The 14,732-nt window shown below is 70.8% G+C and carries 13 protein-coding genes; 7 read left to right on the forward strand and 6 right to left on the reverse strand.

Going from position 1 to position 14,732, the window contains the following annotated elements; translation table 11 throughout:
- Positions 1-220: 220 nt before the first annotated feature.
- Positions 221-1,807, reverse strand: coding sequence for a GMC family oxidoreductase N-terminal domain-containing protein (locus tag AB0F88_RS13960; protein WP_362682149.1), 1,587 nt, complete (start codon positions 1,805-1,807; stop codon positions 221-223).
- Between the two features lie 164 nt (positions 1,808-1,971).
- On the opposite strand from AB0F88_RS13960, the gene AB0F88_RS13965 reads away from it, so the two are divergent.
- Positions 1,972-3,504: a long-chain fatty acid--CoA ligase gene (locus AB0F88_RS13965; protein ID WP_362682152.1), complete on the forward strand. Its 1,533-nt coding sequence runs from the start codon at positions 1,972-1,974 to the stop codon at positions 3,502-3,504.
- Between the two features lie 223 nt (positions 3,505-3,727).
- Here the strand turns inward: AB0F88_RS13965 and AB0F88_RS13970 are convergent, their stop codons facing one another.
- The 4 genes from AB0F88_RS13970 to AB0F88_RS13985 all read right to left on the reverse strand — a co-directional run bounded on the left by AB0F88_RS13970 (position 3,728) and on the right by AB0F88_RS13985 (position 9,149).
- A complete protein-coding gene (locus AB0F88_RS13970) occupies positions 3,728-4,987 on the reverse strand; it encodes a cyclopropane-fatty-acyl-phospholipid synthase family protein (RefSeq protein ID WP_362682155.1) in 1,260 nt (419 codons plus the stop codon).
- A gap of 14 nt (positions 4,988-5,001) precedes the next feature.
- Entirely contained in the window at positions 5,002-6,360 is a 1,359-nt protein-coding gene (locus AB0F88_RS13975; protein ID WP_362682521.1) for an FAD-binding oxidoreductase, read from the reverse strand.
- Positions 6,361-6,484: 124 nt separating this feature from the next.
- Positions 6,485-7,450, reverse strand: a complete 966-nt coding sequence (locus AB0F88_RS13980; protein WP_362682158.1) for an NAD(P)-dependent oxidoreductase — start codon at positions 7,448-7,450, stop codon at positions 6,485-6,487.
- Position 7,451: 1 nt separating this feature from the next.
- Positions 7,452-9,149 carry a serine/threonine-protein kinase gene (locus AB0F88_RS13985; RefSeq protein ID WP_362682161.1) on the reverse strand — a complete coding sequence of 566 codons (1,698 nt, stop codon included), beginning with the start codon at positions 9,147-9,149 and terminating at the stop codon, positions 7,452-7,454.
- A gap of 202 nt (positions 9,150-9,351) precedes the next feature.
- On the opposite strand from AB0F88_RS13985, the gene AB0F88_RS13990 reads away from it, so the two are divergent.
- The 6 genes from AB0F88_RS13990 to AB0F88_RS14015 all read left to right on the forward strand — a co-directional run bounded on the left by AB0F88_RS13990 (position 9,352) and on the right by AB0F88_RS14015 (position 14,197).
- The gene (locus AB0F88_RS13990) at positions 9,352-10,485 is read left to right on the forward strand and encodes a CaiB/BaiF CoA-transferase family protein (protein ID WP_362682164.1); all 1,134 of its coding nucleotides are present in this window, start codon (positions 9,352-9,354) and stop codon (positions 10,483-10,485) included.
- Positions 10,486-10,627: 142 nt separating this feature from the next.
- Positions 10,628-11,344 carry a nitroreductase family protein gene (locus AB0F88_RS13995; RefSeq protein ID WP_362682167.1) on the forward strand — a complete coding sequence of 239 codons (717 nt, stop codon included), beginning with the start codon at positions 10,628-10,630 and terminating at the stop codon, positions 11,342-11,344.
- Between the two features lie 301 nt (positions 11,345-11,645).
- Positions 11,646-12,491 (forward strand): ABC transporter ATP-binding protein, encoded by an 846-nt coding sequence (locus AB0F88_RS14000; protein WP_362682170.1) that lies wholly within the window; start codon positions 11,646-11,648, stop codon positions 12,489-12,491.
- On the forward strand, positions 12,488-13,324 hold the full coding sequence (locus AB0F88_RS14005; protein WP_362682173.1) for an ABC transporter permease: 837 nt from the start codon (positions 12,488-12,490) through the stop codon (positions 13,322-13,324). The genes AB0F88_RS14000 and AB0F88_RS14005 overlap by 4 nt, the downstream gene beginning before the upstream one ends.
- A 19-nt stretch (positions 13,325-13,343) precedes the next feature.
- Complete coding sequence (locus tag AB0F88_RS14010) at positions 13,344-13,580, forward strand: helix-turn-helix transcriptional regulator (protein ID WP_362682176.1); 237 nt, start codon at positions 13,344-13,346, stop codon at positions 13,578-13,580.
- A complete protein-coding gene (locus tag AB0F88_RS14015; RefSeq protein ID WP_362682178.1) occupies positions 13,580-14,197 on the forward strand; it encodes a hypothetical protein in 618 nt (205 codons plus the stop codon). Before AB0F88_RS14010 ends, AB0F88_RS14015 begins: the two co-directional genes overlap by 1 nt.
- On the opposite strand, the gene AB0F88_RS14020 is transcribed toward AB0F88_RS14015, so the two are convergent.
- Positions 14,167-14,634: a GyrI-like domain-containing protein gene (locus tag AB0F88_RS14020; RefSeq protein ID WP_362682181.1), complete on the reverse strand. Its 468-nt coding sequence runs from the start codon at positions 14,632-14,634 to the stop codon at positions 14,167-14,169. The two genes, AB0F88_RS14015 and AB0F88_RS14020, sit on opposite strands and share 31 nt — an antisense overlap.
- Positions 14,635-14,732 lie beyond the last annotated feature (98 nt).

Raw genomic sequence — 14,732 nt, forward strand, 5'->3', positions numbered from 1 at the left:
TCCACCTTCCCGGAGTGCTCCCATGCGGGAAGCATCCGGCCTGGAGACATGCTCCCCCCTGACACCCCGCGAAAGGAAGGCCACGGTCCGGCCAAGCTGATCCACCCACGCGGCTCCTCCGCGGTCACGGCGGCCTCGCGGTCACACCGCCACACCGCCACACCGCCACACGGCCTCACCGCCACACGGTCACGCAGCCACACGGCCAATGGCCCGATGGTCAGCGGCCCGCGACGATGAGGTCGGCGGCCCTTTCGGCGATCATGACGGTGGGCGCGTGGGTGTGTCCCCTGGTGATGAGCGGCATGACCGAGGCGTCGGCCACCCGCAGGCCGGCGATCCCCCGGACCCGCAGTGCGGGGTCCACCACCGACCCGGGATCGTCGCCCATCCGGCAGGTGCCGACCGGATGGTAGAGGGTCTCGCTGCGCTCGCGGATCCAGCGGACGAGCTCCTCATCGGTCCTCGGGTCCCAGTACGGGTCCATCGGCGGCCCCGCGAGCGGCCGGAGCGCCTCGGTGGTGAACAGCTCCCTGGCCTTCCGCAGCCCGGCGACCTGCCGCCGGACGTCGGCCTCGGCCGTCAGGTAGCCGGGGTCGATCACGACGTCCCGGCCGTCCAGCGAGAGGCGGCCGCGGCTCTCCGGCCGGAGCAGGATCGAGGCGATGGTCAGGCCGTGGCCGGGCGGCGGGGTGAGGCCGTGGTTGACGAAGGAGCCGGGAGCGAAGATGAGCTCGATGTCGGGGGCGGGCTCCTCCTCGGAGGTGCGGATGAACGCCACGGCCTCGCCGATGTTGGAGGTGAGCATGCCCCGGCCGCCGGCCAGGAAGCGGAGCAGGTTGGCGGTCGACTCGGCGCCGGCGAGGGTGATCGGCTTGAGGCAGTGCAGGAAGACGCCCGACGCGAGGTGGTCCTGGAGGTTGGCTCCGACCTCGGGCAGCTCGTGGACCGGCTCGACACCCGCGGACCGCAGCTCGTCCGCCGGGCCGACCCCCGACAGCATCAGCAGGTGCGGCGAGCCGATCGCCCCGGCCGACAGGATGACCTCCCCGCGCGCCCGCGCCACCACAGTGTCGCCGCCGCCGTCGCCGTCGCCGTTACCGCCGTCGACGCCGTACTCCACCCCGGTCGCGCGCCCGTCCTCGACGAGCACGCGGCGTACGCGCGAGGAGGTGAGCACGGTGAGGTTGGGCCGCCTGGCCACGGGGGCGAGGTAGGCGTCGGCGGAGCTCCAGCGACGGCCCCTGCGCTGGGTGACGGGTGTCGGCGAGCAGCCCTCGTTGGAGGGGCCGTTCAGCTCCTCCAGGCGGGCGATGCCCAGCTCCTCGCAGGCTCGCAGGAAGAGCGCGGTGGCGGGGTTCGGGGAGCGCAGCTCCGAGATGTGGATCGGGCCCTCCGTGCCGTACACGCCGCCGCGGTTGGAGCCGGCGCGGCGCTCGACCCTGCGGAAGTACGGGAGGACCTCCTCGTAGGACCAGCCCGGCACGTTCCAGCCGTCGTAGTCGGCGCGGTGCCCGCGCACCCACATCTGGGCGTTCATCGAGGAGGATCCGCCGAGCATCCGGCCGCGCGGCCAGTAGAGTTCCCTGCCGGACAGCTCGGGCTGCTTGGCGGTGGTGAAGTCCCAGTCGCGCTCGGTCTTGAACAGCTTGGAGAATCCGGCGGGCATCCGGACCTCCAGCTTCCGGTCGGAACCGCCCGCCTCGATGAGGGCGACCCTCGTGCCGGGGTCGGCGGAAAGACGGTTGGCCAGCACACATCCCGCTGACCCCGCGCCCACGATGACGTAGTCGTACTCCACGCTCACTGACCTTTCATCGCACAGTCGGCCAGCTCGCCTCCCCGTAAGCGCGCTCTTATCTGCTTACTCCCCCGCGGTTTGCCCGTCAATTTGTCATCGTGTTACCTACCGGTCGGTATCTCGGGCTGCCAGTATGAGCGGGTCAGAGCTTGCTCGGAGGAGGACGTACGATGCTCAACCTGTCGATCGCACTGGAGGACAGCGCCAGGGAGGCCCCCGACCGCACCGCACTGGTCTTCGGTGACCTGCGGCTGCCGTACTCCCTGGTCAACACCGTCGCGAACCAGGTTGCCAACCTGCTGGTCTCCCGCGGGATCGGTAAGGGTGACAAGGTGGCGCTGGCCTGCCCCAACCTGCCCTACTTCCCGTTCGTCTACTACGGGATCCTCAAGGCGGGCGCCACGGTCGTGCCGCTCAACGTGTTGCTGCAGTCCAGGGAGATCTCCTACCACCTGGAGGACTCCCAGGCCAAGGCGTTGTTCTGCTTCGAGGGCACCCCCGAGCTGCCGCTGGGCGAGCGGGGCAGGGCCGGCTTCGAGGGCGCCTCCGCCGAACACTTCTTCGTGCTGCCCGCCACCGCGTTCGCCACCGAGTCCGAGTACGGGGAGACGCTGTGGGCGGCGCTGGACGGCGTGTCCGGCGAGTTCGAGACGGTGCAGACCTCGCCCGACGACACCGCGGTGATCCTGTACACCAGCGGCACCACGGGCCAGCCCAAGGGCGCCGAGCTCAGCCACCAGAACATGCTGCTCAACGCCATGGTCTCCGACGAGATGTTCCCGCGCACCGAGGGCGGCGACGCCTACCTGGCGGTGCTGCCGCTGTTCCACTCCTTCGGGCAGACCGTCGTCATGAACGCCGGGTTCCGGCGCCAGGCGACCGTCGTGCTCCTGCCGCGCTTCGAGCCGGGCCCCGCCCTGGAGCTGATGCGCGCCGAGAACATCACGCTGTTCGCGGGCGTTCCCACCATGTACTGGGCCATGCTGACGAAGATCCACACCGACGGCGACGAGGTGCCCACCTCTCTCAGGATCGCGGCCGCCGGTGGCGCCTCCTCCCCCGTCGAGGTGCTCAAGGACTTCGAGAAGACCTTCGGGATCGGCATCCTGGAGGGGTACGGCCTGTCGGAGACCTCCCCGGTGGCCAGCTTCAACCAGCTCGGCAGGCCCACCAAGCCCGGCACGATCGGCACGCCGATCTGGGGCGTGGAGATGAAGCTGATCGACAACGACTGGAAGACGATCGAGGGCGAGGGTCCCGGTGAGATCGCGATCCGCGGCCACAACGTGATGAAGGGCTACTACAACCGGCCCGAGGCGACCGCCGAGGTCATGCGGAACGGCTGGTTCCGCACCGGCGACATCGCCACCCGCGACGCCGACGGCTACTACTCCATCATCGACCGGGCCAAGGACATGATCATCCGGGGCGGCTTCAACGTCTACCCGCGCGAGCTCGAAGAGGTCCTGATCACCCATCCCGAGGTCTCCCTCGCGGCGGTGGTCGGGGTCGCCCACGACTCGCACGGCGAGGAGGTGAAGGCGTACGTCATCCGCACCCCCGGCGCGACGGTCACCGAGGACGAGCTCATCGCCTGGGGCAAGGAGAACATGGCGGGGTACAAGTATCCGCGGATCGTCGAGTTCCGCGACACGCTTCCGATGACCGCGACCGGGAAGATCCTCAAGCGCGAGCTCCGCTGAGGGGCCCGCACCCGCCCGGCCGACGAGGCCACGGCGGGCGGGGCCGGGTTCCGGACGGCGCGCGACGCGCCGTCCGGAACCCGGCCCCGAGGTGTCCGCGGCAGGGGCCGCACGGTCCGGTGTGAACGCGTTCACGTGAGCGTCCGCGCGGATTCTCGTAGAGGAACATCCCGTACGAGCGTCTCCCGCGCGGGGGGCTCCCCGTGTGCGCGTGTCCCGGGTGTCAGGGCCAGTCGAGCGAGGGGCGGAGCGGAAGACCGGCCGTGCCGTCGGCGTTGAGCTTCACCCCGAGGACCTGGTGGAGCTGGATCTTGTTGCGTTCGAAGCCGACCACGCAGGCCGCCATGTAGAGGCGCCAGACCCGCGCCGTGCCCTCGCCGACCTCCTTGACCGCCTCGTCCCAGTGGTCGTCGAGGTTGGCGCACCAGAAGCGGAGGGTCTGCGCGTAGTGCTCCCGCAGGTTCTCCTCGTGGCGGATCTCGAAACCGGTGTCCTCGATCTGGCGGGCCAGGTAACCGACCGACTCCAGCTCCCCGTCGGGGAACACGTAGCGGTTGATGAAGCCGCCGGCGTTGAGGGTCTTCTCCGTGCCCGTCGGGCGGGTGATGCAGTGGTTGAGCAGCCGCCCGCCGGGGACGAGCTTGTCGTACAGGAAGCGGAAGTAGAAGGGCAGCTGGTCCTTGCCGATGTGCTCGGTCAGGCCGATCGAGCTGACGGCGTCGAAGCCGGTCTCCGGCACGTCACGGTAGTCCATGTGGCGGACCTCCGCGAGCTCGCCGAGACCGGCCTCCGCGATGGCCTTCTGCGCCCACTCGGCCTGCTGGCGCGAGAGGGTGACCCCCAGCGCCTTCACCCCGTACTCGCGGGCGGCGTGGATGACCATGCCGCCCCAGCCGCAGCCGACGTCCAGCAGCTTCATGCCGGGTTTGAGGTCCAGCTTGCGGGCGACGAGCTCGAACTTGGTGAGCTGCGCCTCCTCCAGCGTGGACTCCTGTTCGGGGAAGACCGCGCAGGTGTAGGCCATGGAGGGGCCGAGCACCCACGAGTAGAACTTGTTGGAGACGTCGTAGTGGTGGTGGATGGCCTCGGCGTCGCGCTGCTTGGCGTGCCTGCTGCCCATCCGGGCGAGCATGCTGCGCCGCACCTCCTGCGGAGGCGGCGGCATCCGCGTCAGCAGCGGGCGGACCCCGAGGGCTCGGATGGCCGCGAGCTTCTGCCCGACCGGGATGTCGTTGACGGTGAGCGACCACATGCGAGACAGCAGGGTGTACATGTCCCCGTCGACGTCGAGGTGGCCGGACACGTACGCCCTGGCCAGACCCAGCTCTCCGGGGGCCTGCGCCAGGTACGCGACGGCCGCCGGGGTCTTCACCTCGACACTGATGTCGGCGCCGGCCGGTCCGGCCTTGCTTCCGTCGTAGGCGACGAAGCGCACGTCCGCCTCGGGCCCCATGACCTTCTCGAAGATCTCTGCGAGCAACACAGAATCAGCCTCTCTTAACGCCCCCGAACACACTTGTCGTAGAGGTCGAGCAACCGGCCACCCCCGTCGTATGCCCGCTTGACCGGCCAGTAGGCGGTTCCGTTATAAAACCGCCAGAATTCATCCTCCGGGTAGAACGAAGTGGAGTACAGCGATTTATGCCCCTCCAGTTCGTGGACCCGGTTCTCGATCAGACGGTTGTGGTAACCGTCGAACTGCCCCCTGGGGAGGGGGACCGTTCCCCAGAAGCCGAAGTTGACGTAGAGCCGTCCCGGCTCCAGCGGATAGAGCGGCCACTCGCCGGTGGACCTCAGCGGGCACATCCAGACCGGCGCCATCCCGACCTTGTCGTGGAAGAACTCCAGGAACTCGGCACCGCGCTCGACGGGCACCTCGATGTCCTGGATGACCGACTCCTGCACCGGCAGGTCGCGCCAGCGGTCGACCCTGGCGATCACCCCGTACTTGCGGTCGAGGCCGACGAGCCTGCGGTAGACGTCCGAGCGCATCCACTTGCGCGGCATCAGGGACCGCACCAGCGCGGTCTGCACGCCGAAGGCGCGCGAGCACCAGAACCAGTCGGTGTCCCAGCGCCACAGGTAGTCGCGGACGGTCAGCCAGTCGCGGGTCCTGGTCTGGATCGACCGGTAGTAGATGCGCATCCCGGTGTAGTCGGAGAGGTACGGGGCGCGCTCGGCGAAGCGGCCCACCGTGATGTAGAGCTCCCCGGGGCCGAAGAACGTGCCGTCCACGAAGTCGACGCGCTCGCCCTCGTACTCGCCGCGCTCGCAGATCTCGCGCATCGCGAGCATGCACTTGTCGGCGTCGCCGAACGGGATGTGGGTCAGCCTGACGTACGGCTCGACGGGTTTGAGCTTGATCCGGATCCGGAGGGCGTAGCCGAGCGTGCCGTAGGAGTTGGGGAACGCGCGGAACAGGTCCCGGTGCTCGTTGTCGTCACGGGCCACCACGATCCTGCCGTCGCCGGTGAGGATCTCCATCTCCTCCACCGACTCGTGCGGCAGCCCCTCCCTGAAGCTGGTGGACTCGATGCCGAGCCCCGTCACCGCCCCGCCCAGCGTGATCGTCTTCAGCTGCGGCACGACGTACGGCATGAACCCGTGGGCGAGCGTGGCGTCCACCAGGTTCTCGTAGGTCGTCATCCCCTGGACCTCGGCGGTCATCGTCACCGGGTCGACCTCGATGACCTGGTCCAGGTCCCTGGCCGACAGCTTCGCCGACCGGGCGCCGTCCCTGAACCGGAACAGGTTGGTGGTGGCCTTGGAGAGCCGGGGCACCGCGCCTCCCGGGATGGCGGCGTAGGACTCCCTGATCTGCTCCACCGCTTGCCGGTGCGCAGACATCCCCGTCATCTGCCGCACGGTGATCACCCCCATGACCTCGTTGGAAAGATCGCCCCTAGGCACGTTATAACTCGGATGTCTCCGGAGCCAGGCAGGGCGCGTTAAACACGGGAAAACTCTACGACCGTCCTTCTTACGATCTTCGGCCGACCACCGCATCAACCCCGTTGACCACATTCGCCACAGGCCGGCCCTCGATCGCCGCCTCCAGGTTGTCCAGCACGCACCGGATCAGGCGGCCGGTCGACTGGGGGGTCACCCCGGCCACGTGCGGCGAGAGCAGGACCCCCGGACTGCCGCGCAGCGGGTCGTCCTGCGGCAGCGGCTCGGTGTCGAAGACGTCGAGCGCGGCGCCGCCCAGGTGCCCCGACTCCAGGGCGGACAGCAGCGCCGCCGAGTCGACCACCTGTCCCCTCGCCGCGTTGACGAGCAGCGAGCCCGCGGGCATCAGGGACGGGTCGACCAGCCTTCTGGTCTCCTCCGTCAGCGGGACGACCAGGACGAGCACGTGGGAGCTCGCGACGAGATCGCCGATCTCCCGGTAGGTGTAGGGCACCTCGCGCGGCGTGCGGGTCCAGTAGGAGACCTCGCATCCGTGGGCGGCGAACATCCGGGCGGCGGCCTCGCCGATCGGGCCGAACCCGACGATGCCGACGCGCGAGCCGTACAGCTCGGCGGGCCCGAGGTCCAGCTGCGGCCAGCGTCCCGCGCGGACCGCGGCGTCGGCGTCGAGCAGCCGCCGCGACAGCGCGAGCGCGGCGGCGAGGCACCACTCGGCCACCCCGATCGCGCTCACCCCCGCGGTGTTGGCCAGCGGCACGCCCGCCTCGGCGAGCGCGGCGAGATCGTGGCCGTCCACGCCTACGGAGGGCTGCTGGACGAACGCCAGGTTCGGCGCGGCCCGGACGGCCTCGGCGTCCAGGGCGAGCCCGCCGCTCCAGTCGCCGACCACGATCTCGGCGTCGCCGAGGGCGGCGAGCAGCGACTCCCGGTCGCGGGCCGCGGGAACCGACACGGCGACCCGGTCGCCGAGCGAGCCGAGCAGGTTGCGCACCGCCTCCTCGGGGAGGGGCGGCAGCGCGAGCACCTTCCAGGACATGTCACTCGCCTCCGCGGGGGTGGAAACTGTCGAACACACGGGTCATGAGGGCCTTCTGGGCCACCCAGTCGGCGTCGTGAGTGGTCCAGCTGAGCACCATGACCGAGTCGCCCACCTCGACGAACCGCCGCACCTCGTGGTAGGTCACCCCGGCCTCGGCCCAGGGGGCTCCCCCGCTGTCCTTCATGGTCCAGGTGAACTCCCACTGGAGCCCGGCGCCGTAGGCGAGAGGGATCTTGGCCGTGTCCTCGAAGTCGATCTCACTCCACTGCGCCACGTTCTCCTTGACGGTCTCCAGGAGCGAATCCAGGCCCTCGGTACTTCCCTCCAGCGGCTCCACCGACATGTGGGCGGCCCCGTCGCGGCGCAGCCACTGGGTGTAGCCCGTCTCGGCCGCCCAGTCGCCGTTCCATCCGGCCGGGTAGCTGATCGACCAGTTCTCCGGGGGGCGGGCCCGCCACGTCTTCAGCCCTCCGGCGGGCGCCGCCGTCCTGGTCCTGGTGGGCTTGGGGGTGGGGGTCGGGGTGGGGGTGGGGGTCGCCGACTCGGTCTCCTCCGCCGGCTCCGGCGCGGTCTCCGCGGCGGTGGGCGCGGAGCGCGCCACCGGCCGCTGCTCGGGCTGCGACATCGCCACGGCCGCCGCGGCGCCCCCTGCCGCCAGGAGCACCACGGCTCCCACGATCAGCGGGAGCCGTCCTCGCCCGCGGCGGCCGGGCACGGCCGAGCTCCTGGTGTCGTGCCTTTCCCGCTCCCCGGTGCGGTGGGAGGTCTTACCGATGCGGCTGAAGTTCTCCTCGGTACGGCTCGGGGCCCCTCCCGTGCGGTGGCCCCCGGTCCCTCGTCCCTGGCGGACGGCGGTCTCCCCGGTACGGCGGGCCGCGGCCGACGGGTCGTTGATGACCTCCGCCAGCATGGCGTCGGCCTGCTGCGCGGTCAGCCGGTGGGCCGGTTCCCGCTGGAGCATGCCGGTGAGCACCGCTCGCATCTCCTGGGGCAGCACGCCGAAGTCGGGCTCCTCGGTGAGGAGCGCGCCGAGGGTGGAGATGGCGTCGCGGCGCTCGAAGGGCCCGTGGCCGACCAGGGCCGCGTAGAGGGTGGCGCCGAGTGCCCACAGGTCGGACCAGGGGCCGGCGTCGACCCCGGTGGCGCGCTCGGGCGGCAGGAAGCTCGGCGAGCCCGTCACCATGCCGGTCTGGGTGAGCGAGGTGTCGCCCTCGATGACGGCGATGCCGAAGTCGGAGAGCACGGCGCGGCCCTCGGCGTCCAGCAGGATGTTGCTCGGCTTGACGTCGCGGTGCAGGATCCCGGCCTCGTGGGCCGCGCGCAGGGCCGACAGGACCTGGCGGCCGATGTCGGCGACCCGGCGCACCGGCAGCAGGCCGACCTCGTCCAGCCCGCGGGCCCTGACCAGCTCCATCACGATCCAGGGGCGGCCGTCCTGCTCCGCCACGTCGTAGATCGCCACGATGCCGCTGTGGTTGAGCCTGGCCGCCGTCCTGGCCTCGCGGGAGGTACGGGTCAGCTGGACCTGGTGCTCGGCCGGGGAGAGGTTGGGCGGTAGGAGCACTTCCTTCACGGCGACCGAGCGGTTGAGGAGGATGTCGTAGCCCTCCCACACGACGCCCATCCCGCCCCTGCCGAGTTCCCGCAGCAGCCGATAGCGCCCAGCGACCACCCGTTCACTGTGCGGATATGTCATCGCAAAACCCCTAGGTCCCATTCGGAGAGGGCGCAAGTTTCCCATACGTGCGCGGGCACCATGCGACTCCTCGCGATGTGTCTTGCCATTGAAAGCCGAATGTTGTTCTACTTGGGCGGGAGGGCGGCGGTGCTCGCGACCAGGCGGTCGCCGGGGTACGCCGTACCCGACGAGACCCGGAACGCACCCGAGGAGAATGTCGATGGAGCACGTGACCAGGAAGGGCCCGCTGGCCGGAGTCCGCGTGCTCGAACTGGCGGGGCTGGCCCCCGGGCCCTTCGCCGGGATGATGCTGGCCGACCACGGGGCCGAGGTGCTGCGCGTCGAGCGCGCGAGCGTCGTCGCCAGGACCGGGGACAGGCCGCGCCCCGACGTGATGGACCGCGGCAAGCGGACGGTCGGCCTGGACCTGAAGTCCCCCGAGGGGGTGGCCGCGTTCAAGGAGCTGGCCCGCCGCGCCGACGTGGTCGTCGAGGTCTTCCGGCCGGGCGTCGCCGAACGCCTCGGCATCGGCCCGGCCGACCTGCACGCGGTCAACCCGCGCCTGATCTACGGGCGGATGACCGGCTGGGGCCAGGACGGGCCGCTCGCGACGACCGCCGGGCACGACATCGACTACATCGCCGTCTCCGGCGTGCTGTCGATGCTGGGCCGCGCGGGCGAGCCCCCCACCCCGCCGATCAACATCCTCGGTGACTTCGCCGGGGGCGGCCTCATGCTCGCGTACGGCGTGCTGCTGGCGCTGATCGAGCGGGAGCGGACCGGCGAGGGCCGGGTGATCGACGCCGCCATGGTGGACGGCGCGGCGACGCTGTTCGCGATGTTCCACCACGGCGTGCAGACCGGCGGCTGGGGCCCGCGCGGCACGAACCTGCTCGACACCGGTGCGCCGATGTACGACACCTACGAGACCGCCGACGGCCGGTACATGGCCGTCGGGGCGCTGGAACCGCAGTTCTGGGCTGAGATGACCACCCTGATGGGCCTGGAGGACCTGCCCGACCGCGACGACAGGTCGCAGTGGCCCGCGCTGCGCGAGCGGCTGGCCGAGGCGTTCAGGTCCAGGACCCGCGCCGAGTGGGAGGCGGTGTTCGACGGCACGGACGCCTGCGTCTCCCCCGTGATGGAGGGGGGCGAGGCCGCGGACCACCCGCACAACAAGGCCAGGGGCGTGTTCGTCGAGGTGGGCGGGGTCAGGCAGCCCGTGCCCGCGCCGCGCCTGCTCGGCGTGCCCGAGCAGGACCTCTCCCCCGCCACCCGGCTGGCGGACCTGTCCTCCTGGGGGCTGCCCGACGAGACCGCGACGCGGCTGCGCGAGGCCGGGGTGCTGGCCTGACGGACGGCGAGGCGGGCGGCGAGGCGGGCGGCGAGGCGGGCAGGGGGCCGCGGGCGACGATACCGCGAGCACGAGGGTGACGGAGGACATAAAAGGCATGGCAGGCACGGCAGGCACGGCAGGCATGGAGGGAACGCGGGACATGAGGACCGAGGACGGACCGGCGGGCGCCGAAGGCGCCGGGACAGCGGGCGGGCCGGCGGGAATGGACGTTTTCGAGGCCCTCTACACGACCAGGGCGATGCGCAGGGTCAAGCCGGACCCGATCCCCGAGGAGGTCCAGCGGAGCATCCTGGACGCCGCGGTCCGCGCGCCCAGCGGCGGCAACGTGCAGAGCTGGCGCTTCCTGCTGGTCGACGACCTCGCGGTGAAGGAGCGGCTCGGTCCCCTCTACCGGGACGCGCTCGGGCGGCTCTTCGAGGGCCACTACCGGCCGATGCGCGAGAAGGCCGAGGCCGAGGGCGACACGCGGACGCTCAACGTCCTGAAGTCGGCCAAACACCTGGCCGACCACTTCGAGGGCTACCCGCTGCTGCTGTTCGCGTTCGTCCGCAACGACCCGTCCGGTGGCTCGATCTTCCCCTCGGTGTGGAGCGCGCAGCTGGCCGCCCGCGCCCACGGGGTGGGCAGCGCGCTGACCAGCGTGCTCGGCATCTTCCACGCCGAGGAGACGCTGCGGGTGCTCGGCGTGCCCGAGGGCAAGGGCTGGACCCTGGCCTGCACGGTCACCTTCGGCTATCCCACCGGCCGCTGGGGCGTCGCGCCCCGCCGCCCGGCGCACGAGGTGAGCTACCGCAACCGGTGGGGCCAGGACGTCGGCTTCGAGGTTCCCGAGCCCCTGTGGAGGCAGGAGGGCTGAGCCCCGGCGGCCCGGGGCCCCACCCCGGGCGGCCCGGCCCTTTTCCGGGCCCGATCTCCCGGCCCCGATCTCCCGGCCCCGATCTTCTGTGCCCGATCTCCTGAACCTGATCGGCCTCTCCGGCCCTATGGTCTTTCGCCGCTTTGGCTTCCTCCGGCGCTCTCCGGCCGTTCGGCTCCTCCGGCCCGCTCGGCTCCTCCGCGCCAACCGGCCTGCTCACGAGGGATACGCCCGCCGTAGCCGTACCTCCGTTCGTTGTAGGTGTTGATTCTTATGTAGTAGGTCTACTACATTCGTTCGCATGAGTACTGCGATAAGCGTTCGCGGGCTGCGGATGGCCTACGGCGCGGCCGAGGTGTTGCGAGGGGTCGACCTTGAGATCGAACACGGGGAGATCTTCACGCTGCTCGGCCCCAACGGAGCGGGCAAGACCACCACTGTCGAGATCCTGGAGGGCTTCAGGAACAGGTCGTCCGGCGAGGTGAGCGTGCTGGGGACGGACCCCGCGCGCGGCACCGACGCCTGGCGGGCCAAGCTGGGGATCGTGCTGCAGAGCTGGCGCGACCACCCCCGCTGGAGCGCCAGGGACCTTCTGGCCCACCTCGGCGAGTTCTACGACGACCCTCGCGACCCGGACGAGCTGCTGGGCGCGCTCGGCCTGACCGCGCAGGCCGGGCAGCGGGTGAGCCGCCTGTCGGGCGGCCAGCGCCGCCGGCTGGACGTCGCCCTGGGCATCGTGGGCCGCCCCCGGCTGCTGTTCCTCGACGAGCCGACGACCGGGTTCGACCCGGAGGCGCGCAGGGAGTTCCACCTGCTGATCAGGAAACTGGCCGCCGACGAGGGCATCACGGTGCTGCTGACCACGCACGACCTCGCCGAGGCGGAGAAACTGGCGCACCGGACCGCGATCCTGGTCGGCGGGGAGATCGCCGTGTGCGGGACCCCGTCCGAGCTGGCGCGGGCCGTACGGGCCCAGTCGCACGTGCGCTGGACGGAGGACGGCCGGGAGCGGGTCCTGACCACCGAGGACCCGTCCCAGGCCGCGTGGGAACTGCACCGGAGGTTCGACGGCCCGGTGCCCGGCCTGGAGATCCGGCGTCCGTCGCTGGAGGAGAACTACCTGAGCCTCATCGGGAGGGCGGCATGAACGTCAGAGCACTCCGGATCGGCCTGCGACGAGGCTGGACCGAGCACCTGCACCTGATCAAGGACCGCAAGGAGCTGATCACCACGTTGATCGGCACGGTGGGGACCTTCGCCCTGCTGATGCTCTTCATCGGCGGCGGCCCGGTGAAGGGGACGGACGCCTCCCAGGGCACGTTCATGATGATCGGTTTCCTGGCCTTCACCGTCTTCTCCAACGGGCTGATGACCCTTCCGATGGCGATCGCCGCCGACCGCGAGGAGGGAACGCTCCTGCGGCTGCGGACCGTCCCCGGCGGGATCCTCGCCTACCTCGCCGGGCGGGGGGTGACCATCATGTGCCAGATCGTCGTGCAGAGCGTGCTGATCGTGGGCACGGGCGTCGCCCTGGGCGGGGTCACGCTCCCTCGCGACTGGACGACCCTTGTCTGGGTGACGGTGCTGGGCACGGTCGCCGTCGTGCCGCTGGGGGCGGCGATCGGCTGCCTGGCCCCCGGGCCGAAGGCCGCGGCCGGGATGCTGGGGCTGCCGATGATGATCCTGATGATCACCTCTGGGGTCATGGTCCCCGTCACGTACATGCCCGAGTTCGTCCAGTGGATCTCACAGGCGTTCCCCCTCTACTGGCACGGACTCGGCCTGCGCGCGGCGTTCATGCCCGACTCCGTGCTGGCCGTCGAGATCGGCGGGAGCTGGCGCCTGCCCTGGGTGGCCGCCGCGCTCGCGGTGTGGGCGGTCGCGGGGATGCTGCTGGCGCCGAAGCTGATCCGCCGGGTCACCCGGCGCGAGTCCGGATCCCGGCTCGCCGAACGGCAGCTCGCCGCGCAGGGGTCATGAATGCTGGGAGAATGCTGGGATGTCTGCGGAAGCCGTGTACAACCGGATCCCGGTGCTGAGAGCCGAGCGCGGCGTCTCACGCAAGGACCTGGCGGCCGCGCTGGGGGTCCACTACCAGACGATCGGCTATCTGGAACGCGGCGAGTACAGCCCGAGCCTGTTTCTCGCCCTGCGTATCGCCGAGTATTTTGAGGTGCCGCTGGAGATCGTCTTCTCCCTGAAGCCGTTCCCCCGACTGGGCAGTGAGGTGAAGTGATGGGTGAGCTCACCCCCGAGCGGCTGGAGGCCGCCCACCGCGACTGGCCGCCGCGCTCCTGGTACGCCACCCGCCGGCGCCGCCGGATCCTCGCCGGCGCCGGTGCCGGATCCGCCGGGATGATCTGGATCAGCGCGATCGTGTGCTGGTACCTGGCGCCGAGCGACGTCGCCATGTGGACCACCTTCGCCCTGATGGGTACCGCGCTGGCGATCTACATCGTGGTCTGGTCGGCGCTCGTCACGGCCACCCGGGGTGTGGTCGGCCTCCACGACCGCTACCTCGACGAACGCCAGTCCCGCGAGCGCCAGAAGATCCAGGCCGACGCCCGCCGGGGAACCACGGTGGTCCTCGTCGTTCTCAGCCTGGTTCTCCTGCTCGCCTCGCGCGACGCCGAGAAGATCGTCCAGGTCCCGGTGGCGGCGATCGTCATGCTCATGAGCGCCGTGATCACGACGCACCTCATCCTGCCGGCGCTCATGGCGGGCTGGCAGATGTCCGACCCGCCACCGGACGACGAGGACGATCCCGACGACGAGGGTGGGCACGACCGGCACGGCGAGGCTCTCTGCCCCGCCGCGGACGATCAGCCCATCGAGGGGAACACCGCCGCGTAGATGTCGGCGCCTCCCGGGTGGTGCACCTCCACGTCGGTGGTGAAGGCCCTCGGCGGGGTGCCTCCCGACTCGGTGTGCTTCCACAGCTGCTGCCACGCCTCCAGCAGGACGCCCGGCATCGGCCCGCGGGCCTCGATCTTCAACGACGGCACCCCGGGCACCCGTACCGCCACCATGCCCTCGGGCAGCGCCGCGGCGCTGCGCACGGCGACACCGACGATCTGGGTGTAGGCACCGTGATGATCACTCTCATAGTCGGTGAGCACCGCGTAGATGTTCTCGTCGACCCGTCCCGGCACGTGGGCGAAGGCCCCCGGGGATCCCGCCCGCGCCCAGAGCGCGCCGAGCCTCCCCCGGCCCGGCTCCGCCTCGTCGGCGTTCGACGTCCGTACGGCATGACCTACGACGAGCATCTCGGGCCGATCAACCACGATCACAATGCCTCCTCATGGCCATCCACTTATTCGCGCAAACCGGATCTTAGCCTCCGGCCCGACCTGCCGGTCCTCTTCGGAGAAGAGGAAAAGGGGAACGC

This window comes from Streptosporangium sp. NPDC023963, assembly GCF_040639135.1.
Taxonomy (GTDB): domain Bacteria; phylum Actinomycetota; class Actinomycetes; order Streptosporangiales; family Streptosporangiaceae; genus Streptosporangium.